The organism is Actinoplanes sp. NPDC049668, assembly GCF_044465445.1.
Classification (GTDB): domain Bacteria; phylum Actinomycetota; class Actinomycetes; order Mycobacteriales; family Micromonosporaceae; genus Actinoplanes.
In genome coordinates this window covers 1,224,686-1,246,781 of record NZ_JBITLR010000001.1, presented here as the reverse complement: position 1 = coordinate 1,246,781, position 22,096 = coordinate 1,224,686, and the positions used below count along the sequence as shown (strand labels likewise).

Sequence of the window (22,096 nt, the reverse complement as noted above, 5' to 3'; positions counted from 1 at the left end):
CGAGTCGGCACGTGGGAGGCACAAGTGAAGAGAATCGGTCGGGTGACGATCGCCGGGATCGGCACGGCACTGCCGCCGTCGGCGACGCAGAGCGAGTTGTGGGAGAACTTCTTCTCCGGGCGCTACGCGGGCGCCCGCCGGACCCTGGCCGAGCGGATCTTCGCCAACTCCGGCGTGCGCACCCGGCAGGCCGCGGTCAGCCCGTTGCTGGAGGACATCTCCGGCTGGTCGACCGAGCGCCGGATGCGCCGCTACCAGGTGGAGGCCATGCCGCTGGCCAAGGAGGCGGTCGGCCGGGCGCTCACCGAGGCCGGGATCGCCGCCGACGAGCTGGGCCTGTTCGTGGTCTGCTCCTGCACCGGCTACGCGACGCCGGGCATCGACATCCTGCTGGCCCGGGACATGGGCATGGCGGCGTCGCTGCAGCGCCTCTTCGTCGGGCACATGGGCTGCTACGCGGCGCTGCCCGGCCTGGGCACGGCGGCCGACTTCGTCGCCGCCCGCGGCCGCCCGGCACTGCTGCTCTGCGCCGAGCTGACCAGCCTGCACCTGCAGCCGAGCGATCCGCGGGCGGACATTCAGCAGATCGTCTCGCACGCGCTCTTCTCGGACGCCGCGGCCGCCGTCGTGCTCACCCCGGCCGAGACCCCCGGCGGGTACGCCGTGCGCGACGTCATCGCGCTCACCGACACCACCACGGCCGGCCACATGACCTGGGACGTCACGGACCTCGGCTTCCGCATGGGCCTCTCGGCGCAGGTGCCGGACGTGCTGTCGGCGCACGTCCGTGCCATGGTCGACGACCTGCTCGGCCGCCACGGCCTGTCGATCGGCGACATCGACGGCTGGGCGGTGCACCCCGGCGGCCCGAGGATCCTCGACGTGGTCCAGGACCGGCTCGGGCTGCCGGCCGAGGCGCTGGCCGCCTCCCGCGAGGTGCTGGCCACCCGCGGCAACTGCTCGTCGCCGACCGTGCTGCTGGTGCTGGACGCGCTCCGCCGGCGCCCGGCGCCGCCCCGGCGGGTGGTGCTGCTGGCATTCGGTCCCGGGCTGACGCTTTACGGCGTCCTGCTGGAGACTTGAGGCGTGACGGGGGACCGGGCGAGGAGCGTGACCATTTACGGTCTCGCCGCGGCCTTGCTCCTCGCCGGGCTGCTGTGGTTCGTCCGGGCCGCGCCCGAGACGGGTGAGGATCCGGCGGTCACGGCGGGCCGCGAGACCGTCGAGCGGCTGCTGCCCGACCTGTCCCTGCAGTCGGAGGCGGAGACCATGGTGCTGGCCGCCGGCGTGCGCACCGAGCGCAGCACATCGGTCCGCGGCGGCTCATACGCGCTGGCGATGCTCTGCGTCGGCGACGGGCAGGTCCGGGTCCGGCTCAGTACGCAGGGCGTCGACTCGGGCCGGGCGGTGCGGTGCGGACAGGGCGAGCCGCAGCCCGTCGAGCTGACGGTCGGGCTGGCCGACGAGTTCTACATGGCGGTATCGGCCGAGACGGACGGGCCGGCGGTCTTCCGCTGGCGGGTGGTCCGCACCCGCGCGTACTGACCGGCCGCCCGGGGGCGGTCGGCGCGCGGCGTCAGAGCCGGGCCAGGTCCGGCCGGAGGTCCTCGATCGAGACGGTTCGGGGCACCTTGCGGACGATCTCGCCGCCCCGGTTGACCAGCAGCGCCGCCGCGGTGCCGTCGGGCGGGCCGAGCTCGAACCCGGCCCGGAGCTCGCCGGTCGGGTCGCGGAGCGCGCGGACGGCCGTGCCCTGCGCCTGCGGGGTCGCCCCGGTAGGCGGCGCGCCGCCGGTCTGTCCCGGAGCGGCGCCGGAGACAACCGTCACAACGGCGATTTCGGGCTTTACCGCCGCGGCGGTGTCGGCGACCAACCGGTCGCATTCGCAACCGTCGGTGAGCAGGACCACGGCGGGTAACTGCCCGCGGAGCGGGACGGTCCGCCCGTCCGTGCCGATCAGCTCGAGCGCGGGCAGCGTGTCGCCCTTGTCGTCGGTCGTGGTGGCGGTGCGCTGGGTCGCGGGTGAGCGGGCCGGCCCGGGCCACGCGGAGGCGAAGAGGCTGGCGACGGTCACCAGGACCGCCATGGAGATGATCAGGACCGGTGCGCGGAGGCTGGCGGCGCCGGCGCGGCGCAGCGCGCGCATGCCCGGGCGCTGCGTGAACCGCTGCCAGCGGGTCTGCGGCTGAGACCGGCGCAGCTCGTCCTGGACGGCGGTGACCTCCTCGGACAGCTCCGAGAGGTCGTCCGGGATGACGATGACGCCCCACTCCTCGGGGAGGTCGGGCAGGCCGTCAGGGGAACCGCCATCTGGTGGCCAGTTGCCACCGTTGTCGCTCAAACTGCCCACGATTCACCCTCCCCCCTGCCGGAAAGTCTCGCGTGGCCGGGGACCTTCGTCCAGCCTCCCCCACCCGAGGGGCCGACCGCCAGTGGTGGGCGCTCTCCGTCCCAAGCGATAAGCTTGACCTCGCAAAGGCTTCAGGTCCGGAATTTCCGACTCGCTGGTTCGAGTCGTTACGCTGCGATCACCCTCGGTGACCGAGGCAGGTCTTCGCTCGCATGTCAAGCGGTAGAAAGACGGCTCACAGGCCCTCTGAGCTGCACTAACAGTCACGGCCGGGGTGGGACATCGCTGCCTGAGCGTGTTACCCTAGACACAGCGAAAGGGGTTTCGAACCTATGGTTTTCAGTGTCGGCGAGACCGTTGTTTACCCCCACCACGGGGCCGCACTCATCGAGGCAATCGAGACTAGAACTATCAAGGGCGTGGAGAAGCTTTACCTCGTCCTTCGGGTCGCCCAGGGCGACCTGACGGTCCGCGTGCCCGCTGAGAACGCCGAGATCGTCGGCGTGCGTGAAGTGGTCGGCGAGGAAGGCCTGGGCAAGGTCTTCGACGTCCTCCGCGCGCCGCACACCGAGGAGCCGACCAACTGGTCGCGGCGTTACAAGGCCAATCTTGAGAAGCTCGCGTCCGGTAACCCGCTCAAGGTAGCCGAGGTCGTTCGCGACCTTTGGCGTCGCGAGCGTGAGCGTGGTCTCTCGGCTGGGGAGAAGCGCATGCTCGCCAAGGCCCGCGACATCCTCGTCGGCGAGGTGGCCCTCGCCGAGAAGAGCACCAAGGACGAGGCGGAAGTCCTCCTCGACAAGGTGCTCACCGAGGCCTGACGTCCCCACCACCTCTGTGCACCACCCCCACCTGTGTTATCAGCCGAACAGGACCGCGACGTGACCGCGCAGCTCAATGCTCGCGGTGACGTCGCGGTCCTCGTTCCGGCGGCGGGCGCCGGCCTGCGCCTCGGCCCGGGCGGGCCGAAGGCCCTGCGCCTGCTGGCGGGCGAGCCCCTGCTCGTGCACGCCGTGCGCCGCGTCGCCGCCGCACCTTCGGTGCGCCTGATCGTCGTCGCCGCGCCGGCCGCGGACGTCGAGGCGGTCCGTGCCCTGCTCGCCCCGGTCGCGCCGGTGACCGTCGTCGCCGGCGGCGCCGAGCGGCAGCACTCCGTCGCCGCGGCGCTGGCCGCCGTGCCCCAGGACGTCGGCGTCGTGCTCGTGCACGACGCCGCCCGCGCCCTCACCCCGCCCGAGCTGGTCGAGTCGGTCGCGGCCGCCGTCCGTGGCGGATGCGCGGCGGTGATCCCGGTCCTGCCCGTGGTGGACACCATCAAGGAGGTCGGGTCCGCCGGTGCGGGGGCGCCCGGGTCGGCCGAGGTGGTGCTCGGCACCGTCGACCGGGCCGTGCTGCGCAGCGTGCAGACGCCGCAGGGCTTCCGGCGCGACGTGCTCGCCGCGGCGCACGCCGCCGGGCTGGCCGCGCACACCGACGACGCCGGGATGGTGGAGAAGGCCGGCGTGCCGGTCACCTGCGTGCCCGGGTCCGAGCTGGCCATGAAGATCACCCGTCCGCTGGACCTGGTGATCGCCGAGGCGCTGCTCCACGTAGCCTGACGCGGTGAGCCCTCTGAGTCAGCGCGTCGGCATCGGCACGGACGTGCACGCCTTCGATCCCGACCGGGTGTGCTGGGTGGCCGGCCTCATGTGGCCGGGCGAGTCCGGGCTGTCCGGGCACTCCGACGCCGACGTGGCCGCGCACGCCGCCTGCGACGCGATGCTGAGCGCGGCCGGGCTCGGCGACCTCGGCAGCAACTTCGGCACCGACGAGCCCGAGTGGGCCGGCGCCGCCGGGGTGACCCTGCTCGCCGAGACGGCGCGGCGGCTGCGGGTACACGGCTACGCGGTCGGCAACGTCTCGATCCAGGTCATCGGCAACCGTCCGAAGATCGGCATGCGCCGCGCGGAGGCGCAGCAGGTCCTCTCCGAGGCGGTCGGCGCGCCGGTCACCGTCTCCGGCACGACCACCGACGGGCTGGGTCTCACCGGCCGGGGCGAGGGCCTCGCCGCCATCGCCACCGCGCTCGTCTACGAGATCGCCACCGAGACCGGGCCGCCGGGGTCCTGAGCCGATCCGCCGGCTCACCCCACACACGCCGAACTCACGGCGCAGGCCCTACCCTCGATGGGTGTCCAGTGAGCCCACGTCGCAGTCCGAGCCGGAGACCACCCCCGAGGAGTACCGGCAGCGGGCCCTCCTGATGGCCGATCTCGGCCGCTACGACGAGGCGGTCGGCGAGATCGCGGCGGGCCTGTCGGCCGCGCCCGACGACCCCGGGCTGCTGAGCACCCTGGCCCGGGTGCATGTGATCGCGGAGCAGCCGGCCGACGCGCTGGCCGCCGCCGACCGGGCCGTCGCGGCCGCGCCCGGGACGATCGGTCCACTCGCGGTGCGGGCCATGGCGCTCGCCGACGACCGGCGGTTCGGCGAGGCGGCCCAGGTGGCGATCTCCATCCTGTCGGCCTGGCCCGAGGACCCGTACGCGCAGCGCACCGGCGCGGCGCTGCTCAGCGAGTCGCGCAACGGGCAGGAGGCGCTCAACGCCGCCTGGAACGGGGTGCGGCTGGCGCCGACCGATGCCGAGGCGCACCTGGTGCTGGCCGTGGTCGCCGCCCGGCTGCGGCTCTTCGCCCTCGCGCAGCGCGCCTACGGCGAGTCCCTCGACCTGGACCCCGTCATCGGCGAAGCCCAGCGCGACGTCGGCGTCGTCCGGCTCGAGCGGCGGCGCTGGGCGTTGGCCCTCGAGGGTCTGGCCGACGCGGCGCTGCCGGTGCCGGCGCCGGCCGATCCGTCGGCGCCCGCGCCCGACGTGAGCCTGCCGCGCGGCCCGGTGCTGGACACCTCGTCGGTCACGCTCGACGCCTTCCGCCAGGCCGTGCTCTACGGCAGCAACGGCGTGCTGATCGCCGCGGTCCTCGCCGCCGTGATGACGCTGGCCAGCACCGGGGTCGCCCGGACGTGGGCCGGCTTCATCGGCGTCGCGGTGCTGGTCGCCGTCGGCTGGTGGCTGGCGCGGGCCCTGCCGGAGCCGATGGGCGCGGCGCTGCACCGCGTCTCGGTCACCTCGCGCCGGCTGGCCGTCGCCGGTTACGCGATGTTCCTGGCGCCGCTCGGGCTGCTGGGGTTCACCGTGTTCGGCGGGGTGGTCCCGCTGATCATCGCGATGGTCCTGGCCGGCCTCGCCGAGATCCTGGTACTGACGCAGCGCACCTGAGTGCCGGACCTCAGGCCTGGTTGTCGCGGATGGCGGCGATGAGCGCCCCGCGGACCGCGCCGAGCCCGGCGTCCAGGGCGCCGAGCAGCACGGCGTCGTCGTCGATCGTGGTGACGGCGACGGTGCTCTCCAGCGGGGCGGCGCGGTGCAGTGCCCCGGTGACCGCGTCGAGCAGGGTCTGCCCGCCGGCCTGTGCGACCGGGCCGGCCAGGACGACCAGCGGCGGGTCGAGCACGGCGATCACGGCGGCGAGGCCGACCGCGATCCGGTCGGCCAGCTGCGCGATGAACTCGCCGGCACCCGGGTCGGCCGCGGCGGCGAGGACGACCTCGAGCGGGGTGCGGCCGGCGACGCCGTGGTCCTGACCCAGCGCCAGGATGGCCGCGCCGCCGACCAGGTCCTGCAGGTCGACCTTGCGGTGGGTGGAGTCCGGCGCGTACAGCGGCATGTAGCCGATCTCGCCCGCGCCGCCGCGCGCGCCGCGCAGCAGCGTGCCGCCGATGTCGATGGCCAGGCCGAGGCCCTCCTGGCTCAGCCAGAGCAGGGCGAAGCCGTCCGCCTGCCGCCCGACGCCCCGGCGCCGCTCGGCGACCGCGGCGAGGTTGACGTCGTTGTCGACGCCGACGTGGGTGCCGAGCGCCTCGGCGATCTCCGGCACCAGGCCGGCGCGGCCGAAGCCGGGCACGTCGACGTGGTGGATGGTCTCGGCGCCGCTGTCGTAGGAGCCGGCCACGCCGAGCTGCACGTGGCTGACGCGCTCGGCGGGTACGCCCGCCTTCGCGCGCAGCTCGGCGACCACCTCGACCAGGGCGGTTTTCGGGTCGGTGCGCAGGAAGTCGATCCGCGACTCGATCCGGGCCCGCACGGCTCCGGTCAGGTCGCAGAGCGCGCCGACGACCGAGGGTGCCCCGCTCGCGCCGATGTCGCGGACGGAAACCGCGGCGGCATACGCCGCGTCCGGGTTCGCGGCGTAGATCTCCGCGTTCGGCCCCGGCCGGCCGCTGTTGTGACCGACGACGGTCACCAGCCCGGCGTCCGTGAGCCGGCGCAGCACCTCGGAGATGGTCGGGGTGGACAGCGCGGTGAGCCTGCGCAGGTCGGCGCGGGTGAGCATGCCGGGCTCGAGCAGGTGGGCGAGCGCCGCGCTCTCGTTCATGGCGCGCAGCAGCTTGGACGATCCCGCCAGTCTCGGCACGCGGCCCTCCCGGGTGATTGGCAAGTCAGTTAACAATAAGCGGCCCGTGCTGTCAATCCCCGGTTGCGCTGCGTGCGCCCCTGGGCCGCGCGGCTGCTCCGACACGGCCTCAATCGCCGGGCATATCGGTCCCCAGGCATCAATTGACGGCTATTGATTAATCATCTTAACTGACCTAGCGTGACCACTCATCGCCGCGACGACCGATCCCCCATGCCGGTCATCGATGGCTTCATCCCGCGCGCCACCGCCTCAACCCCCTCGAGGAGCGCCATGACCATCCCCATCCCCGACCCCCCGCGCCGCCGCCGGACGAGGGCGATCGCCTACTCCCTCGTCGGCGTGCTGATCCCCGCCGCCGGCCTCGCCTTCGGGCTCCTGCCGGCCAGCGCCGCGACCGCCGGCCCGATCCGGGGCCTCGGCGGCAAGTGCGTCGACGTCGCCGCCGCGAGCAGCGCGAACGGCACCGCCATCCAGCTGTACGACTGCAACGGCACCAGCGCGCAGACCTGGACCGTCGGCAACGCCGACAACTCGATCAAGGCGCTGGGCAAGTGCCTGGACGTCACGGCGGCCGGCACCGCGGACGGCACCCGGATCCAGCTGTACGACTGCAACGGCACGGCCGCGCAGAAGTGGGCCGCCGCGGCGAACGGCACGCTGGTCAACACCGGCTCCGGCAAGTGCCTCGACGCGCCGAACAACAGCTCGGCCAACGGCAACCGGCTGCAGATCTGGTCCTGCGGCACGGGCGCGAACCAGCGGTGGACGCTGCCTGGCGGAACCACGACGCCGACCACTGCCCCGACGGGTAGCGGGGTGAACCTGGACAACCCGGCGAAGAAGGACGTGGCGATGCAGATCGTCTCCGCGGCCGAGAACTCCTCGCTGGACTGGCGCGCGCAGTTCTCGTACATCGAGGACATCGGCGACGGGCGTGGCTACACCGCCGGCATCATCGGCTTCTGCTCCGGCACCGGAGACATGCTGGAGCTGGTCGAGGCGTACACGGCGACCAAGCCGGGCAACGTGCTGGCCAGGTACCTGCCGGCGCTGCGCAACGTCAACGGCAGCTCGTCGCACGCGGGCCTCGACCCGGGCTTCACCGGCGACTGGCGGTCGGCGGCGGCCGACCCGGTGTTCCGGGCCGCGCAGGAGTCCGAGCGCGACCGGGTCTACTTCAACCCGTCGGTGCGCGACGGCAAGGCCGACGGGGTGCGGGCGCTGGGCCAGTTCGCCTACTACGACGCCGCGGTCGTGCACGGCTACGAGGGCATGCGCTCGATTCGCGACCGGGCGCTGCGCCGGGCCCGGCCGCCGGCGCAGGGCGGCAACGAGACCGCGTGGCTCGACGCGTTCCTGGACGAGCGCGTCGTCGAGATGAAGAAGGAGGCGGCGCACGAGGACGTCACCCGCATCGACACCGCCCAGCGGGTGTTCCTGCGCAACGGCAACCTCGACCTGAACACCCCGCTTGACTTCTCGATCTACGGGGACCGTTACCACATCGGATGACGACCGCTCCGGGGGAGGAAAGGGTGGTGGCCGGACACGATCCGGCCACCACCTCTAAGAAAACTGACATTACGGACGGAGCTGTCCGGTCCTCGGAACGTCCATTAGGTTCAGTTCGTGTCAACCCTCGTGCCGCCGCTGTTCGCAGGGCTCGTCGACGACGCGTCCCTGCTTCCACCCGGCGTCTTCGGGTTCCGCGAGGTGCTCGAGGTGCACGGAAAGCACCGCGACGCCTGGTACGCCGGACTTGTCGGCTCGTTGCTCGTACCGTCGTCGGCTGTTGATCTTGATTTGTCCCCGGGCGGGCTCGCGGTCGGCGTCGTGAACGACGCCGCGCTCGGCGCCCTGCCCGCCGTGGTCGCCAAGCTGCGGTCCGCCGGGGCCGTGGTCGGCGCGGTCGAGGCGGCGGTCGCGCGCCGCGGTGAGGACCCGCAGCCCGGCCTGGGCGCGCTCGGCAGGCTCGCCGCCGCCGAGCCCGACCTCGACGTGTACGCGGAGATCCCGCTGAGCTGGGGCCTGCTGGCGGGCCTGGACACCGTGGCCGGGCAGCGCGCCGAGGGATGGCGGATCGCGCCGAAGTTCCGGGTCGGCGGGCTCGCCGCCGAGCTGTTCCCGACCCCGGTCGAGCTCGCCGCGGTCATCTGCGCCTGCCGCGACCGGGCCCTGCCGTTCAAGCTCGCCGCCGGGCTGCGGCACGCGCTGCGGCACACCGACCCCGAGACCGGCTTCACCCACCACGGATTCCTGAACGTGCTGGTCGCGTCCGCCGCGGCGGCCGACGGCGCCGAGGTGGCCGAGGTGGCCGAGGTGCTGGGCGCGACGCATCCGGTGCCGCTGATCGAGCCGGCCCGGGTCCGCCGCGACGAGCCGCGGCCGCTCTGGGTCGGCTTCGGCGCGCCCAACGTGCTGGAGCCGTTGACCGAGCTGATCCGCCTCGGCCTGATCAACGGCGGCTACGAGTGACCCTCTTCGACCTGCGCAACCTTCCGTACGGCGTGTTCAGCGGGCCCGACGGGGTGCGGCGGATCGGCGTCCGGCTGGGCGACGCCGTGCTCGACCTGTCCCGGGCCGAGTCGGCGGAGCTGATCCTGGCCGGCGGCGCGCTGTGCCGGCCGTCGCTCAACGTGCTGATGTCCCTCGGGCGTCCGCAGTGGATGGCGGTCCGGGCCCGGGTCGTCGAGCTGGCGCCGACGCTGCCGGCCGTGCCGCTGACGGAGGTGGAGCTGCACCTGCCGTTCGAGGTGGCCGACTACACGGACTTCTACTCCAGCGAGCACCACGCCACGAACGTCGGCCGGATCCTGCGGCCGGACCGGCCCGGCCTGCAGCCCAACTGGAAGCACCTGCCGGTCGGCTACCACGGCCGCGCCGGCACCGTCGTCGTCTCGGGCACCCCGATCAGCCGGCCCGCCGGGCAGCTCGGCCCCGGCGAGTTCGGCCCGACCCGGCGCCTCGACGTCGAGGCCGAGGTCGGCTTCGTGGTCGGCCTGCCCGGCAGCCGGATCCGCACCACCGACTTCGCCGAGCACGTCTTCGGCGTGGTCCTGGTCAACGACTGGTCGGCGCGGGACATCCAGGCCTTCGAATACCAGCCGCTCGGGCCGTTCCTCGGCAAGTCGTTCGCGACGTCGGTGTCGCCGTGGGTGGTGCCGCTCGAGGCGCTCGCCGGCGCGCTGGTGCCGGCCGTGGCGCAGCATCCGGCGCCGGCCGCCTACCTGACGCCGCCCGGCGACGGGCTGGACCTGGCCCTGACGGTCGAGTGGAACGGCACCCCGGTCAGCTCGCCGCCGTTCGCCCAGCTGTACTGGACGCCCGCGCAGCAGCTCGCGCACCTGACCGTCAACGGCGCGGGCGTGCGGACCGGGGACCTCTTCGCCTCCGGCACCGTCTCCGGCCCGGCCCGCCGCGAGGCCGGCTCGTTCCTCGAGCTCACCTGGAACGGCGCCGAGCCGGTCAAGCTCGACGACGGTTCGACCCGCGACTTCCTGCTCGACGGCGACACCGTGACGATCGGCGCCACCGCGCCCGGCCCGGACGGCAGGCCGCTCGGGCTCGGCGCGGTAAGCGGAACCGTCTGTCGCTGACCGGAAACTGCCCGTACCTTGTATCCGGGAGGTCACGCAATGTCGACGGTCGAGGTGACACGGTTGGTCGAGGCGCCGGTCGCGGCCGTGTGGCGTGTCTTCACCGACCTGCCCGGGCGCCGCGGCTGGCTGTCGACGGTGAGCGCCGTCGAGGTGCTCACCCCCGGACCCTTCCGCGCGGGAACGGTGTGGCGCGAGACCCGCACCATGGCGGACGGCGGGGAGATCACCGAGGAGTTCCACGTTGAGGAGTGCGTCGTGCCCGAGCGCTTCGTCGTCGCCTCGCCGGGCATCGGCGCGGAATACCGGATGACGTACACGTTCGTCGCGGTGACCGCGGGCCGGCATCGCGGCGGCACGATGGTCGCCGTCGTGCAGGACGGCACCCCCACCGCGCCGGCGGGACGTTTCCTCGCGCTGGTCTTCGGCGGGCTGGCCGCGCGTACGGTCGAGGGCGCGCTGCGGCGCGACCTGGACGACCTGGCCGCCGCGGCCTGACCTATCGTCGCAGGCGTGATCAGGAAGCTCCCGTACGCCGTCGCCGCCCTGGCCGTGCTGCTCGCCGCGGGCGCCGTCGGCTGGCGGATGCTGGCGCCGGCGGAGGTCCTCGAGCCGGCCGTCGACCCGTACCCGGTCGCGGTGACGCTCCCGGCTGGAGTCACCGGCAAGACCTCCATGGCGCCGCTGATCGTCGACGACCGGATCCGGGTCTACGCGGCCGATCGCCTGGTCAAGGCGGATGCCCCGGTCGAGGCGCGGACGATGTACACGCCGCGGTGGTCGTACCGGCGCTGGCCGGAGCGGCTGACCGGGGTGGTGGCGGCCGGCACGACGGTGGTCACCCGTTGGTCGGACGGTGACCTGGTGGCGCTCGACGGGCGTACCGGAACGCTCGTGTGGCGCTCCGGCGGGCCCCCCGCGGAAGGCTTCGCGGGGCGGACCGGGTCGGCCGCGGTCTGGGCGCCGCCGGGGCTGCACATCGCCGGCACGAGCGTGCTGGTCACCGACGGGCGGCGGCTGACCGCCCGGGCGATCGCGGACGGCGCGCAGCGCTGGTCGGTCGAGCTGCCGCCGGGCTGCGCCGACGGCTTCGTGACCGCCGGCGGCCGGTACGTCTGCGGCACCGGGGCCTGGGACGTGATCTCCGGCGGCGCGGTGCCGGGCTGGCCCGCCGGGCCGTCGACCGCGACCGGCTGCGACGTGGCCCGCTCCGGGTGCGCGGGCCTGCGCGACGCGTCCGGGCAGGGCTGGCTGGTCGCCGGCCGGCGACCCGAACGCGCGCCGGCGCTCGACGACCCCGCCGCGACCGCCGCGGGCGACCTGGTGCTCACCGCGTCGGGCGTCGCGGTGACCGCCACGCGCGCGGGCCGCGAGCTGTGGCGGTGGGACGGCGCGGCGCGGGTGCTCGGGGTCCGCGCCGGCAAGGCCGTGCTGCTCACCCCGGACGACCGGCTGGTCATCGTGGACGCGGCGACCGGGGCGCAGCGTGCGACCTTCCCGCTGTACGTGGCGAAGGAGCGGGTGGACGCCTGGAAGCCGCACGCCTGGCAGCTCACGGACGGCTACGTGGCGATCGAGCGCCTGCGGCCGGCGGCGGGCACCGACCCGGACGAGCCGAACCACTACTACACGATGGACCCGGTGATCATCGCCGCGCTCTAGCTACACCAGGCGGGTCAGCAGGGCCGTCCAGGCCTCCTCGGCCGCGCCCGCGATCGGGCCGTCGTCGCCGAGCAGGGCCGGCAGCACGGGCGGTGGCGCCGCGCGGCGGAAGTCCATCAGGCCGGCGCCGTACGCGGCGGCGATCCGCTCCGGCGCCGCCGCCAGCAGGTCGACGCCCAGGCCGCCGAGCGTCACCAGGTCGGCGTCCAGGCCGTTGACCAGGCCCGCGATGCCCCGGCCCAGGGCCGTCGCCACGGCCGCCGTCGCGGCAACCGGCCCCGGTTCCGGCGAGTTGATGATCCGGCGGGCGTAGGAGACCGGGTCCCGGGGCGCGGCGTGGCCGAGCAGGCGGGCCAGCGCCGAGCCGTCGACGGCGGTGCCCCAGCAGCCGTACGCGCCGCACGGGCAGCGGACCGCCGGGTCGCCGAACGGCATGTGGCCGAACTCGCCGGACGCGCCCAGCGCGCCGATCAGCACCTTGCCGCCGTCCACTACCGCGCCGCCGAGGCCGGCCTCGATGCGCAGGTGCAGCGCCACCGCCGCACCGACGGCCACGCCGCGCCGGGACTCGGCCGACGCGGCGAGGGTGGCGTCGTTGCCCGCCACGAACGTCTCGGCCCGCGGCCAGGCGGCCGCCAGGTCGACTTCGTGCCAGCCGAGCTGGCTCGCGTCCAGCATCAGATCGCGGGAGACCGTGCCCGGCACCGAGATGCCGATGCCGCGGATCCGGTCGCCGTGCTCCAGGCGCAGGCGCTGCACCGCCGCGCCCAGCGCCGCGACCACCTCGTCGCCGCCCCGGCCGGCGAGCTCCTCGCCCGCCGTGGCCAGGACGCTGCCGCCCAGCTCGACCACGTCCACCCGCCAGGATTCGTGGGTGATCGAGGCGGCGGCGATCAGCGGCCCGCGCGGGTGCGGGATCAGCGCGGTCGTCGGGCGGCCCCGGGCGCCGCTCGGCGCCGTCGGCCCCTCGGCGAGCAGCTGGGCCTGCCCGAGCCGGCCGACCAGTTCCGTGGCGGCGCCGGTGCCGACGCCGATCATCCGGGCCGCGTCGGCGCGGGTGACTCCGGGTCGGGCGTGCACCACCCGCAACAGCTCGGTTGCGCGCGTCGTCACAGCGTTCCCCCTTCTTTTGCTCGGAACAGGAGTTTATTGTCGGTCGATGAAACACCGCGGCGCGCTGTTCGTGCTCGGCGCATCCTGCTTCGTCTATGTCACCGCGGAGACCATCCCGGTCGGGCTGCTCCCGCAGATCGCGGACGGACTGTCGGTCAGCGAGGCGGACGTCGGTCTGCTGCTCACCAGCTACGCCGTCGTGGCGGCGCTGTCCACCATCCCGCTGACCGCGCTCACCATGCGGGTACCGCGACACCTGCTCATCGCCGCGACCGTGGCGATCTTTGCAATCTCCCAGCTCAACGCCGTTTTCGCGGCAACGTTCACGATCCTCACCCTGTCGCGCCTGATCTGCGCCGTGGCGCACGGCGTTTTCTGGTCGACGATCGCCCCGGTGGCGGCCCGGCTGGTGCCGCCGGGCAGCGCCGGCCGGGCGACGGCGCTGGTCTTCCTCGGCAACTCGCTGGCGATCGTGCTGGGCGTGCCGCTGAGCACCGCGCTGGGCCAGTGGCTCGGCTGGCGGGTCGCGCTCGCGGTGCTGGCCGGCGCGGGCGCGATCTGCGCGGTAGCGGTGGTCGCGGTGCTACCGAGGCTGCCGGCGCTGCCCCAGGACCTGGCCGTCCGGGTGGGCGCACAGCTCAAGGCCTCGATCAGGATCATTCGCCGCGGGCCGGTCGCGGTGGTCTGCCTGGTCACGGCGGTCCTGGTGACCGGGCACTTCGCGGCCTACACCTACCTCGCGCCGCTGGTGCGGCGCGACGGCGGCCTGGAGGGTGCCGGGCTGAGCGCGCTGCTGCTCGGTTACGGCGCGGCCGGCCTGTTCGGCACCTGGATCGTCGGGCGGTTCGTCGACCGGCATCCCCGGACGCTGCTCGTCGCCCTCGGGGGCGTCATGATCGCGTCGCTGGTGGTGCTGATCCCGGTGCTGGGCGCGGTGCCGACGGTGCTCGCGGCGCTGGCCTGGGGCGGCGTGTTCACGGCGACGCCGGTGATCCTGCAGGCCGCGATCCTGCGCGTCGCGCCCGATGCCCGCGACGCGGCCTCGGCGGTCTATGTCGTCGCGTTCCAGGTCGGCATCGGCGCCGGTGCGCTGCTCGGCGAGCGTTTCGTCCGGGCCGGCCTGCTGGCCTGGCTGCCGGCGCTGGCCGCGGTGCTCGCCCTGGCGGCGGTGCTGGTGGTGATGGCGTCCCGGCGGACCTTCCCGGCACACCTCCCGGCGCCCGAGGAGGTCCCCGCGCCGGCTTGAGCGGCGCGAGGCTGTGCTCGCGCCGCTCAGGCCGCTCTGCCTACCGGGCCGCCTCAGCCGCCGCCAGGAAGGCGTCGTTCTCCTCCGGTGTGCCGATCGTGACGCGGACGCCGTCGCCCGCGAACGGGCGGACGATCACGCCCTGCTTCTCGCAGGCCGCGCCGAAGTCGAGAGCGCCGTCGCCGAGCGGGAGCCAGACGAAGTTCGACTGGCTGGTCGGCACGTCCGGGTAGAGCTTGCGGAGCGCCTCGGTGACCCGCTCGCGCTCCGTGATGACCAGCGCGCAGCGGCGGGTCACCTCGGCCTCCGCGTCCAGCGCCGCGAGCGCCGCCGCCTGCGCGACCGCGCTGGTCGAGAACGGGGTCAGCACCTTGCGGATCGCCGCCGCGACCTCGGGCTGGGCCACCAGGAAGCCGACCCGCAGCCCGGCCAGGCCCCAGGCCTTGGACATGGTGCGCAGGACGACGACGTTCGCGCGGTCGCCGTAGGCCTCCAGGCCGTCCGGCACCTGCTCGTCGGTCACGAACTCGCGGTAGGCCTCGTCCAGGACCACCAGCACGTCCGACGGGACCCGGGACAGGAAGCGGTCCAGCTCCTGCCTGCGTACGCTCGTGCCGGTCGGGTTGTTCGGGTTGCAGACGATCACCAGGCGGGTGCGGTCGGTGATCGCGTCGGCCATCGCCTGCAGGTCGTGGCCGTGCTCCGGGGTGTTCGGGACGCGGATGCTCGTCGCGCCGACGCCCGCCGCGATGATCGGGTAGGCCTCGAACGAGCGCCACGAGTAGACGATCTCGTCGCCCGGCAGGCAGGTCGCCTTGGCCAGGTGCTCGGCCAGCGCCACCGAGCCGCAGCCGGTGACGATGCGGTCGGGGTCCACTCCGTAGCGTTCCGCGAGCCGGCCACGGAGCGCGATCACGCCCATGTCGGGGTAGCGGTGCGACTCCGTGACCGCCTTGGCCACCGCCTCCGCGACGCCCGGCAGCGGCCCGAACGGCACCTCGTTGCTGGCCAGCTTGATCGCCTCCGCGATGCCCAGCTCGCGGGCCAGGTCGGCGACGTTGCGCCCCGGCACGTACGCGGGCAGCGCCTCCAGGTCGGCGCGGGTCAACCTGCTCATCTCTGTCCTCCGGTGGAGTCGTCGGCGTGGTCGGGCGCCGCCTTTACCTGCTGTTCCGGCCGACCCGGCGGCACCGCGACGACCACCGTCGCGGCCGACTTGTCGTGCCAACCCTGGTGCAGCTGCTGGTCGAAGAGGACCGACGCCGACATGGCCAGCTGAACCAGGAAGCCGACGCCGTAGCAGCTCCACAGCGGCGTCCACATGCCGAACCGGAACCAGCGCCGGAACGCCCGGCCGAAGCCCAGCGGCTCGGTGTCCTCCAGCTTCACGACCTTGACCTGGAGCAGGCGCTTGCCGAGGGTCTGTCCGCTGTTGGCCAGGGCCGGCACCTCGTAGGCGAACCAGAGCGCCGTCGCGATGAGGAGCATCGTGAGGACCAGATAGCTCGAGCGGGGCGAGACCGGCTCGGGGGTGGCGAACGGGTCGGCCATCGCGGAGCGGAAGACCGGCTCGACCTCGAGCCACCACTGGTACGCCAGCCAGCCGTTGACCACGACGTTCAGGACCAGCAGGGCGAGGATGTCGACGATCCGGGCGACGAAGCGCTGACCGACGCCGGCCAGCGGAAGACCGTGCGGGCGGGCCTGCACCTTGTACGCGTAGGCGTGCGGCACCCAGCCGGGCGGCGGCACCCAGCCCGGCGGTGGCTGCCAGCCGGCCGGCGGCTGCGGATATCCGGGCGGCGGCTGCCAGCCCTGCGGCGGGGGCGTACCGCCCGGCGGCGGCAGGGTCCATCCCGGCGGCGGCTGCTGATAACCCGGCGGCGGACCGCCGGCGAGCTGCGCGTCGGGCTGAGCCGGCTGAACGGGCTGAGCGGTCTGAGCCGGCGACGCCGGTGCCGGAGCGGCGGGCTCGGGAGTCTCGTCCTCCTCCTCCTCGGCGGGCGGTGGCCCGTCGGGCGGGGTCGCGTCGGCCGGTATGGCCTTGCCCAGCCAGCCGTCGCCGTCCCACCAGCGCTGGGTCGACGGGTCGGCCGGGTCCTTGTACCAACCGGCAGGCAGCGAAGTCATGGCGCAACCTTTACCACGACGGTCTTGGCGACCTTGTCGTGCAGGGTCTGCTGGAAGGGCTTGTCCCAGAGCTGCCAGAGGCCGTCCAGGTAGGCGAAGAACGGCACGAACACCCCGCAGATGTACTCGATGAGGTACCGCTTCGCGGCCATGCCGCGGGTCAGTGCCGCGCCGGGCGTGAGCGGGACCACCCTGATCTTCATCAGCTTCTTGCCGACGGTCTGGCCGCTCCGGAACATCATCTCGACGTTGTAGACGTAGTAGCCCACCAGCGTCAGCACGAGCAGTCCGAGCTCGAGCAGCAGGAACGGCACCACCACCTCGCCGAAGTCGAGGGGGGCCGGGCTGTCCAGTGCCTCGTCGAAGTCCGGCATCACCTTGAACATGAAGACGACCGCGGCGGGCACGAGGACGACCATCATGACGCCGGTCATGATCGCGTAGTCGATGAGGTACGACAGCAGCCTCGTGGCGAAGTCGGCCAGCGGCCGCCCGTCCGGCGCCAGCGGCGGCGGCTGCCACCGGTACGGCTGCCGCGGCGGCCCGTGGTACCCGTACTGAGGGGGCGGCGGTGGGCCGCCCCTGGGCGGGCCACCGGCCTGCGGCGGCACCGGGGGGCGGACCGGCCCACCCACAGGCGGGTGGGCCGCGGCCCGCACCAGATCGTCGTTGGCTTGCGTCACGGAGACAGTGTTACAGGTTTCCGCGCAGCTCTTGCTCCCGCTCGATGGCCTCGAACAGGGCCTTGAAGTTGCCCTTGCCGAATCCGAGCGAGCCGTGCCGCTCGATCAGCTCGAAGAAGACCGTCGGGCGGTCCTGCACCGGCCGTGTGAAGATCTGCAGCAGGTAGCCGTCCTCGTCCCGGTCGACCAGGATCGCGCGCTTCTTCAGCTCCTCGATCGGCGCCCGGACCTCGCCGATCCGGGCGCGCAGCTCCGGGTCGTCGTAGTACGAGTCGGGGGTGGCGAGGAACTCGACGCCGGCGGCGCGCATGGCGTCGACGCTGGCCAGGATGTCGTTGGTCGCCACCGCGATGTGCTGGGCGCCCGGGCCGCCGTAGAACTCGAGGTACTCGTCGATCTGCGACTTGCGCTTGGAGACGGCGGGCTCGTTGAGCGGGAACTTGACCTTGCGGGTGCCGTCGGCGACGACCTTGGACATCAGCGCCGAGTAGTCGGTGGCGATGTCGTCGCCGATGAACTCGGCCATGTTGGTGAAGCCCATCACGCGGCCGTAGAACGCGACCCACTCGTCCATCTTGCCGAGCTCGACGTTGCCGACCACGTGGTCGACGGCCTGGAAGAAGCGCTTGGGCTGCAGGCCGGCGTCGATCGCGGGCCGCCGGTCGACGATCGGGTCGCGGGCCACGAAGCCGGGCAGGAACGGGCCGTCGTACTTCGACCGGTCGACCAGGGTGTGGATGGTGTCGCCGTACGCGGCGATGGACGCCAGCCGGACGATCCCGTGCTCGTCGCAGACGTCGTGCGGCTCGGTGACGCCGCGGGCGCCGGCGGAGAGCGCGTGCGCGTAGGCCTTGTCCACGTCCGGTACGGCGAGGGCGATGTCGCGCACGCCGTCGCTGTGCTTGGCGACGTGCTCGGAGCCCGGGGCGCCGGCGTGCACCGCGCCCGTGACCACGAACCGCGCCGAACCGCTGACCAGCACGTACTCGGCCTGGTCGCGGTAGCCCTGCTCCGGCCCGCGGTACGCCACGCAGGTCATCCCGAAGGCGGTCGAGTAGTAGTGGGCGGCCTGCTTGGCGTTGCCGACCAGGAACTGGAGATGGTCGACGCCCTTGACGGGGAACACGTCGACGGTCTCTTGGGCGTTTTCCATCACCTGGGTCATGTGCAGAGGCTTGCTCGTTGCCGCGCCGTGGGCAATAGTGGAAAAAATTGCTGGTCAGTATGCGCATTCGGTAGAGTGCACAGGCAACATGGCTATACAGGATGTCCAACTAGATGCCCTCGACGGCCGCCTGCTCGCGCTGCTCGCCGAGGAGCCGCGGATCGGCGTGCTCGAGCTGTCGCGCCGGCTCGCGGTCGCCCGCGGCACGGCGCAGGCCCGCCTCGACAAGCTGACCGCGCGCGGCGCGATCCGTGGCTTCGGCCCGGACGTCTCACCCGCCGCGATCGGCTACGGCGTGATGAGCTTCGTGACCCTGGAGATCAGTCAGCGGTACGGCCACACCGCCGTCACCACCCACCTGGCCGACATCCCGGAGGTCCTGGAGGCGCACACGATCACCGGCAGCGGCGACCTGATGTGCCGGATCGTGGCGCGCTCTAACGCCGACCTGCAGCGGGTGATCGACACCATCCTGGCCTACGAGGGGATCCTGCGGGCGTCGACGATCATCGCGCTGGCCGAGCAGATTCCCTACCGCACGATGCCGCTGGTCAAGGCGGCAAGCGGGGCATAGCAACTCGACACGGGCTTTTCGGGCTCATCGTCGAGGCATGTCGATCTCGTTACCGTGTCCGCGTGGCTTCCGGCGGGTCGGCGAAGGGCTACGCGCTGGTCGGCGTCGTGGTCGTCATCGTCCTGGCCACCACCGGGGTGTGGAATCCGTTCCCGAAGATCTGGTCCTGGATCAACCAGAGCGATCCGATCGCCGAGGGTGTCGCCAGCTGGCAGACGACCATCGGCGGCTCACCGCGCAGCGTCACGATCAGCGGCGGCGCGGTCGTCGTCGAGTACCGCACCTCGGTCGAGGCGTACGGGATCACCGCCGGGGTGAAGCTCTGGAAGTCGGACGCCGACTGGGCCGGCGTCGCCGGCGGCGACAGTGACGCGGTGGTGGTCGTCGGGCGGCTGCTGACCAAGGGCTACGAGGTGCTCGACCCGGCCACCGGCGCGGTCCGGCGCCGGGACACCGAGGCGACGGCCGTCTGGACGTACGCCGACGCCGTGCTCGACCTGCGCTGCGCCGGCGCCGGCGACTGCGAGCTCAGCGCCTGGGAACCGCGCGGCAGCCGGCCGATGTGGACGATCGCCGCGCCGGGCATCGGCTTCGTGCTCAACGCGTCGAACCCCGACCTGCCCGACACCCAGCCGCTCACCTCGTCGCAGTTCGCCGAGGGCGCGGCCGGGCCGAGACCGCTGCCCAACCTCATCGGGCTGCCCGGCGACGGCCGGATCCAGGTGATCGACACCGCGCAGGGCCGGGTCGTGCAGACCCGGACGCCGGGCCGGGACCAGCGCGTCACCGTCGTTGGCGCCCGGGTGCTCACGGTCACCGGCGAGGCGCGCGACGGCACCTGCTACTACGGCGTCGTCGCGCACGACCCGCCCAACGGGCAGGCGGTGTGGCAGCGCGACGGGCTCAACCTGCGCACGGCCGACAACGGCTCGGCCTGCAAGCAGGACCGGGACCCGGCCGGCGGCCAGGACGTCGTGCTTGGCGTCGACCCGGTCGGCCGGCAGGAGCTGATCGCCGCGCACGACGGGCGGGTGCTCTGGCACGGCGAGAAGGGGCAGACCGTGCTCGCCGTCGACGACTCGTACGCGCTGATCCGCAGCTCGGACCAGGCGACCCTGGCGGCCCGCTCGTTCGGCCGCGGCCGGGCCGGCTGGCGGCGGGCGGTCACCCCCGGCGCGCAGGCGGCGCTGACGCCGTACGCGGCGGTGGTGGCCGAGACGAAGCCGTTCCGGGTGGTCGCGGTGAGTCCGCGTACCGGCGGCGTGCTGACGCAGGCGCGTACCGATGCGAAGGTCTTCGCGGTCGGCCGCGGCGGCATGATCCTGGTCTCCGGCAGGGACATGGCCTACCTCCCGTTCGGCGGCTCGCCGGCGGGTTGATCGAACCGGTATCCGGGCGTGACCCGGTTGGTTCGCGCCTGGTGCACACGCTGGCCTAGGCTTGCCCGTCATGAGCAGAGCCGCCGCTTTCTCGTATTCGCCGCTGTTGCCGCAAGCTGACGACCTGACCGAGTACCGACTGCTCTCGGACGAGGGCGTCGACGTGGTCGAGGGGCCCGGCGGCCGACGGTTTCTCACCGTCGACCCGAGCGCGCTGACGCTCCTGACCGCCGAGGCGATGCACGACATCGCCCACTTCCTGCGCCCCGCGCACCTGGCGCAGCTGCGCGCGATCATCGACGACCCGAAGGCGTCGCCGAACGACCGCTTCGTCGCCCGGGACCTGCTGCGCAACGCGAACATCTCGGCCGGTGGCGTGCTGCCGATGTGCCAGGACACCGGCACGGCGATCGTCATGGGCAAGCGCGGACGGCACGTGCTGACCGACGGCGCCGACGAGCAGGCCATCGCCCTCGGCGTCTACCAGGCGTACACCCGGCTGAACCTGCGCTACTCGCAGCTCGCGCCGCTGACGATGTGGGACGAGCGCAACACCGGCTCCAACCTGCCCGCGCAGATCGAGCTCTACGCCGAAGACCCGGGCGGCCAGCCGGACGCGTACAAGTTCCTGTTCATGGCCAAGGGCGGCGGTTCGGCCAACAAGTCGTACCTGTACCAGGAGACCAAGGCGCTGCTGAACCCGGCGCGGATGATGGAGTTCCTGGACGAGAAGCTGCGGCTCATCGGCACGTCCGCGTGCCCGCCGTACCACCTGGCCATCGTCATCGGCGGCACCAGCGCCGAGTACGCGCTCAAGACCGCGAAGCTGGCCAGCGCCAAGTACCTGGATAACCTGCCGCGCGCCGGCTCGATGACCGCGCACGGCTTCCGCGACGTCGAGCTCGAAGCGGCCGTCCTCGAGCTGACCCGCGACTTCGGCATCGGCGCCCAGTTCGGCGGCCGGTACTTCTGCCACGACGTCCGGGTGATCCGGCTGCCCCGGCACGGCGCCTCCTGCCCGGTGGCGATCGCGGTCTCCTGCTCGGCCGACCGCCAGGCGCTCGCGAAGATCACCCCGTCCGGGGTGTGGCTCGAGCGCCTCGAGCCGGACCCCGCGCGCTTCCTGCCGGACGTGACCGACGAGACGCTGGAGACCGACGAGGTAGTCCGCGTCGACCTCAACCGACCGATGGCCGAGATCCGTGCCCAGCTGAGCGAGTACCCGGTCAAGACCCGGCTGTCGCTGACCGGCTCGCTGGTCGTCGCCCGCGACATCGCGCACGCGAAGATCGCCGAGCGCCTCGACGCGGGCGAGCCGATGCCGCAGTACCTGCGGGACCACCCGGTCTACTACGCGGGCCCGGCGAAGACTCCCGAGGGCTACGCGTCCGGCTCGTTCGGGCCGACCACGGCCGGCCGGATGGACGCCTACGTGGAGAAGTTCCAGGCCGCGGGCGGCTCGCTGGTGATGCTGGCCAAGGGCAACCGCTCCGGCCAGGTGACCAAGGCCTGCCAGAGCCACGGCGGCTTCTACCTCGGCTCGATCGGCGGCCCGGCGGCCCGGCTGGCGCAGGACTGCATCCGGCACGTCGAGGTGCTGGAGTACCCCGAGCTGGGCATGGAAGCGGTCTGGAAGATCGATGTCGAGGACTTCCCGGCGTTCATCGTCGTGGACGACAAGGGCAACGACTTCTTCGCCGACGTGACCCGCCCCAAGACCGTTCTTCAGGTGGGCAACCGCACCTAG

At 73.2% G+C, this 22,096-nt stretch carries 22 protein-coding genes; 15 read left to right on the top strand and 7 right to left on the bottom strand.

Annotation, left to right across the window (positions count from 1 at the left end):
* The first annotated feature begins 24 nt into the window (after positions 1-24).
* Positions 25-1,083 carry a type III polyketide synthase gene (locus ACIBSW_RS05840; protein ID WP_354718320.1) on the top strand — a complete coding sequence of 353 codons (1,059 nt, stop codon included), beginning with the start codon at positions 25-27 and terminating at the stop codon, positions 1,081-1,083.
* Positions 1,084-1,086: 3 nt separating this feature from the next.
* A complete protein-coding gene (locus tag ACIBSW_RS05835; RefSeq protein ID WP_404799230.1) occupies positions 1,087-1,545 on the top strand; it encodes a DUF6023 family protein in 459 nt (152 codons plus the stop codon).
* A 31-nt stretch (positions 1,546-1,576) separates the two neighbouring features.
* Here ACIBSW_RS05835 and ACIBSW_RS05830 read toward each other — a convergent pair whose 3' ends face one another.
* On the bottom strand, positions 1,577-2,350 hold the full coding sequence (locus ACIBSW_RS05830; RefSeq protein WP_354718324.1) for a hypothetical protein: 774 nt from the start codon (positions 2,348-2,350) through the stop codon (positions 1,577-1,579).
* 332 nt (positions 2,351-2,682) lie between these two features.
* Between ACIBSW_RS05830 and ACIBSW_RS05825 the strand changes: the two genes are divergently transcribed.
* From ACIBSW_RS05825 to ACIBSW_RS05810, 4 genes are all read left to right on the top strand, one after another.
* The gene (locus ACIBSW_RS05825) at positions 2,683-3,168 is read left to right on the top strand and encodes a CarD family transcriptional regulator (protein ID WP_184988251.1); all 486 of its coding nucleotides are present in this window, start codon (positions 2,683-2,685) and stop codon (positions 3,166-3,168) included.
* A 60-nt stretch (positions 3,169-3,228) separates the two neighbouring features.
* Complete coding sequence (gene ispD, locus ACIBSW_RS05820) at positions 3,229-3,945, top strand: 2-C-methyl-D-erythritol 4-phosphate cytidylyltransferase (protein WP_354718326.1); 717 nt, start codon at positions 3,229-3,231, stop codon at positions 3,943-3,945.
* Between the two features lie 13 nt (positions 3,946-3,958).
* A complete protein-coding gene (gene ispF, locus ACIBSW_RS05815) occupies positions 3,959-4,456 on the top strand; it encodes a 2-C-methyl-D-erythritol 2,4-cyclodiphosphate synthase (RefSeq protein ID WP_354718438.1) in 498 nt (165 codons plus the stop codon).
* A 61-nt stretch (positions 4,457-4,517) separates the two neighbouring features.
* Complete coding sequence (locus tag ACIBSW_RS05810) at positions 4,518-5,603, top strand: hypothetical protein (RefSeq protein WP_354718328.1); 1,086 nt, start codon at positions 4,518-4,520, stop codon at positions 5,601-5,603.
* Between the two features lie 10 nt (positions 5,604-5,613).
* Here the strand turns inward: ACIBSW_RS05810 and ACIBSW_RS05805 are convergent, their stop codons facing one another.
* Positions 5,614-6,798, bottom strand: a complete 1,185-nt coding sequence (locus ACIBSW_RS05805; RefSeq protein WP_354718330.1) for an ROK family transcriptional regulator — start codon at positions 6,796-6,798, stop codon at positions 5,614-5,616.
* A 273-nt stretch (positions 6,799-7,071) separates the two neighbouring features.
* Between ACIBSW_RS05805 and ACIBSW_RS05800 the strand changes: the two genes are divergently transcribed.
* The 5 genes from ACIBSW_RS05800 (at position 7,072) to ACIBSW_RS05780 (ending at position 12,059) form a co-directional block, all read left to right on the top strand.
* Positions 7,072-8,313, top strand: a complete 1,242-nt coding sequence (locus ACIBSW_RS05800; protein WP_354718332.1) for a chitosanase — start codon at positions 7,072-7,074, stop codon at positions 8,311-8,313.
* 117 nt (positions 8,314-8,430) lie between these two features.
* Positions 8,431-9,276 (top strand): hypothetical protein, encoded by an 846-nt coding sequence (locus ACIBSW_RS05795; RefSeq protein WP_354718334.1) that lies wholly within the window; start codon positions 8,431-8,433, stop codon positions 9,274-9,276.
* Positions 9,273-10,397: a fumarylacetoacetate hydrolase family protein gene (locus ACIBSW_RS05790; RefSeq protein ID WP_354718336.1), complete on the top strand. Its 1,125-nt coding sequence runs from the start codon at positions 9,273-9,275 to the stop codon at positions 10,395-10,397. Before ACIBSW_RS05795 ends, ACIBSW_RS05790 begins: the two co-directional genes overlap by 4 nt.
* Before the next feature lie 39 nt (positions 10,398-10,436).
* Entirely contained in the window at positions 10,437-10,895 is a 459-nt protein-coding gene (locus ACIBSW_RS05785) for an SRPBCC family protein (RefSeq protein ID WP_354718338.1), read from the top strand.
* A 15-nt stretch (positions 10,896-10,910) separates the two neighbouring features.
* The gene (locus tag ACIBSW_RS05780) at positions 10,911-12,059 is read left to right on the top strand and encodes a PQQ-binding-like beta-propeller repeat protein (RefSeq protein WP_354718340.1); all 1,149 of its coding nucleotides are present in this window, start codon (positions 10,911-10,913) and stop codon (positions 12,057-12,059) included.
* On the opposite strand, the gene ACIBSW_RS05775 is transcribed toward ACIBSW_RS05780, so the two are convergent.
* Positions 12,060-13,172 carry an ROK family protein gene (locus ACIBSW_RS05775; RefSeq protein WP_354718342.1) on the bottom strand — a complete coding sequence of 371 codons (1,113 nt, stop codon included), beginning with the start codon at positions 13,170-13,172 and terminating at the stop codon, positions 12,060-12,062.
* Between the two features lie 46 nt (positions 13,173-13,218).
* Between ACIBSW_RS05775 and ACIBSW_RS05770 the strand changes: the two genes are divergently transcribed.
* Positions 13,219-14,418, top strand: coding sequence for an MFS transporter (locus ACIBSW_RS05770; RefSeq protein ID WP_354718344.1), 1,200 nt, complete (start codon positions 13,219-13,221; stop codon positions 14,416-14,418).
* Between the two features lie 40 nt (positions 14,419-14,458).
* On the opposite strand, the gene hisC is transcribed toward ACIBSW_RS05770, so the two are convergent.
* From hisC to hppD, 4 genes are read right to left on the bottom strand one after another with little or no spacing between them, the layout of a single operon-like run.
* The gene (hisC, locus tag ACIBSW_RS05765) at positions 14,459-15,535 is read right to left on the bottom strand and encodes a histidinol-phosphate transaminase (RefSeq protein WP_354718346.1); all 1,077 of its coding nucleotides are present in this window, start codon (positions 15,533-15,535) and stop codon (positions 14,459-14,461) included.
* On the bottom strand, positions 15,532-16,548 hold the full coding sequence (locus tag ACIBSW_RS05760; RefSeq protein WP_354718348.1) for an RDD family protein: 1,017 nt from the start codon (positions 16,546-16,548) through the stop codon (positions 15,532-15,534). The genes hisC and ACIBSW_RS05760 overlap by 4 nt, the downstream gene beginning before the upstream one ends.
* A complete protein-coding gene (locus tag ACIBSW_RS05755; RefSeq protein ID WP_354718350.1) occupies positions 16,545-17,231 on the bottom strand; it encodes an RDD family protein in 687 nt (228 codons plus the stop codon). The genes ACIBSW_RS05760 and ACIBSW_RS05755 overlap by 4 nt, the downstream gene beginning before the upstream one ends.
* A 10-nt stretch (positions 17,232-17,241) precedes the next feature.
* On the bottom strand, positions 17,242-18,396 hold the full coding sequence (hppD, locus tag ACIBSW_RS05750) for a 4-hydroxyphenylpyruvate dioxygenase (protein ID WP_354718352.1): 1,155 nt from the start codon (positions 18,394-18,396) through the stop codon (positions 17,242-17,244).
* Positions 18,397-18,484: 88 nt separating this feature from the next.
* On the opposite strand from hppD, the gene ACIBSW_RS05745 reads away from it, so the two are divergent.
* The 3 genes from ACIBSW_RS05745 (at position 18,485) to ACIBSW_RS05735 (ending at position 22,096) form a co-directional block, all read left to right on the top strand.
* Positions 18,485-18,970, top strand: coding sequence for an Lrp/AsnC family transcriptional regulator (locus ACIBSW_RS05745; protein ID WP_184988298.1), 486 nt, complete (start codon positions 18,485-18,487; stop codon positions 18,968-18,970).
* A 62-nt stretch (positions 18,971-19,032) separates the two neighbouring features.
* Positions 19,033-20,349 (top strand): hypothetical protein, encoded by a 1,317-nt coding sequence (locus tag ACIBSW_RS05740; protein ID WP_354718354.1) that lies wholly within the window; start codon positions 19,033-19,035, stop codon positions 20,347-20,349.
* 70 nt (positions 20,350-20,419) lie between these two features.
* Positions 20,420-22,096 carry a fumarate hydratase gene (locus ACIBSW_RS05735; protein WP_354718355.1) on the top strand — a complete coding sequence of 559 codons (1,677 nt, stop codon included), beginning with the start codon at positions 20,420-20,422 and terminating at the stop codon, positions 22,094-22,096.

Bases quoted from the DNA above. Each gene is read 5' to 3' on its own strand.
- ACIBSW_RS05745 (WP_184988298.1), top strand. From the start codon at position 18,485: ATGGCTATACAGGATGTCCAACTAGATGCCCTCGACGGCCGCCTGCTC.
- ACIBSW_RS05735 (WP_354718355.1), top strand. From the start codon at position 20,420: ATGAGCAGAGCCGCCGCTTTCTCGTATTCGCCGCTGTTGCCGCAAGCT.
- hppD (WP_354718352.1), bottom strand. From the start codon at position 18,396: ATGACCCAGGTGATGGAAAACGCCCAAGAGACCGTCGACGTGTTCCCC.
- ACIBSW_RS05785 (WP_354718338.1), top strand. From the start codon at position 10,437: ATGTCGACGGTCGAGGTGACACGGTTGGTCGAGGCGCCGGTCGCGGCC.
- ACIBSW_RS05770 (WP_354718344.1), top strand. From the start codon at position 13,219: ATGAAACACCGCGGCGCGCTGTTCGTGCTCGGCGCATCCTGCTTCGTC.
- ACIBSW_RS05825 (WP_184988251.1), top strand. From the start codon at position 2,683: ATGGTTTTCAGTGTCGGCGAGACCGTTGTTTACCCCCACCACGGGGCC.
- hisC (WP_354718346.1), bottom strand. From the start codon at position 15,535: ATGAGCAGGTTGACCCGCGCCGACCTGGAGGCGCTGCCCGCGTACGTG.
- ACIBSW_RS05800 (WP_354718332.1), top strand. From the start codon at position 7,072: ATGACCATCCCCATCCCCGACCCCCCGCGCCGCCGCCGGACGAGGGCG.
- ACIBSW_RS05760 (WP_354718348.1), bottom strand. From the start codon at position 16,548: ATGACTTCGCTGCCTGCCGGTTGGTACAAGGACCCGGCCGACCCGTCG.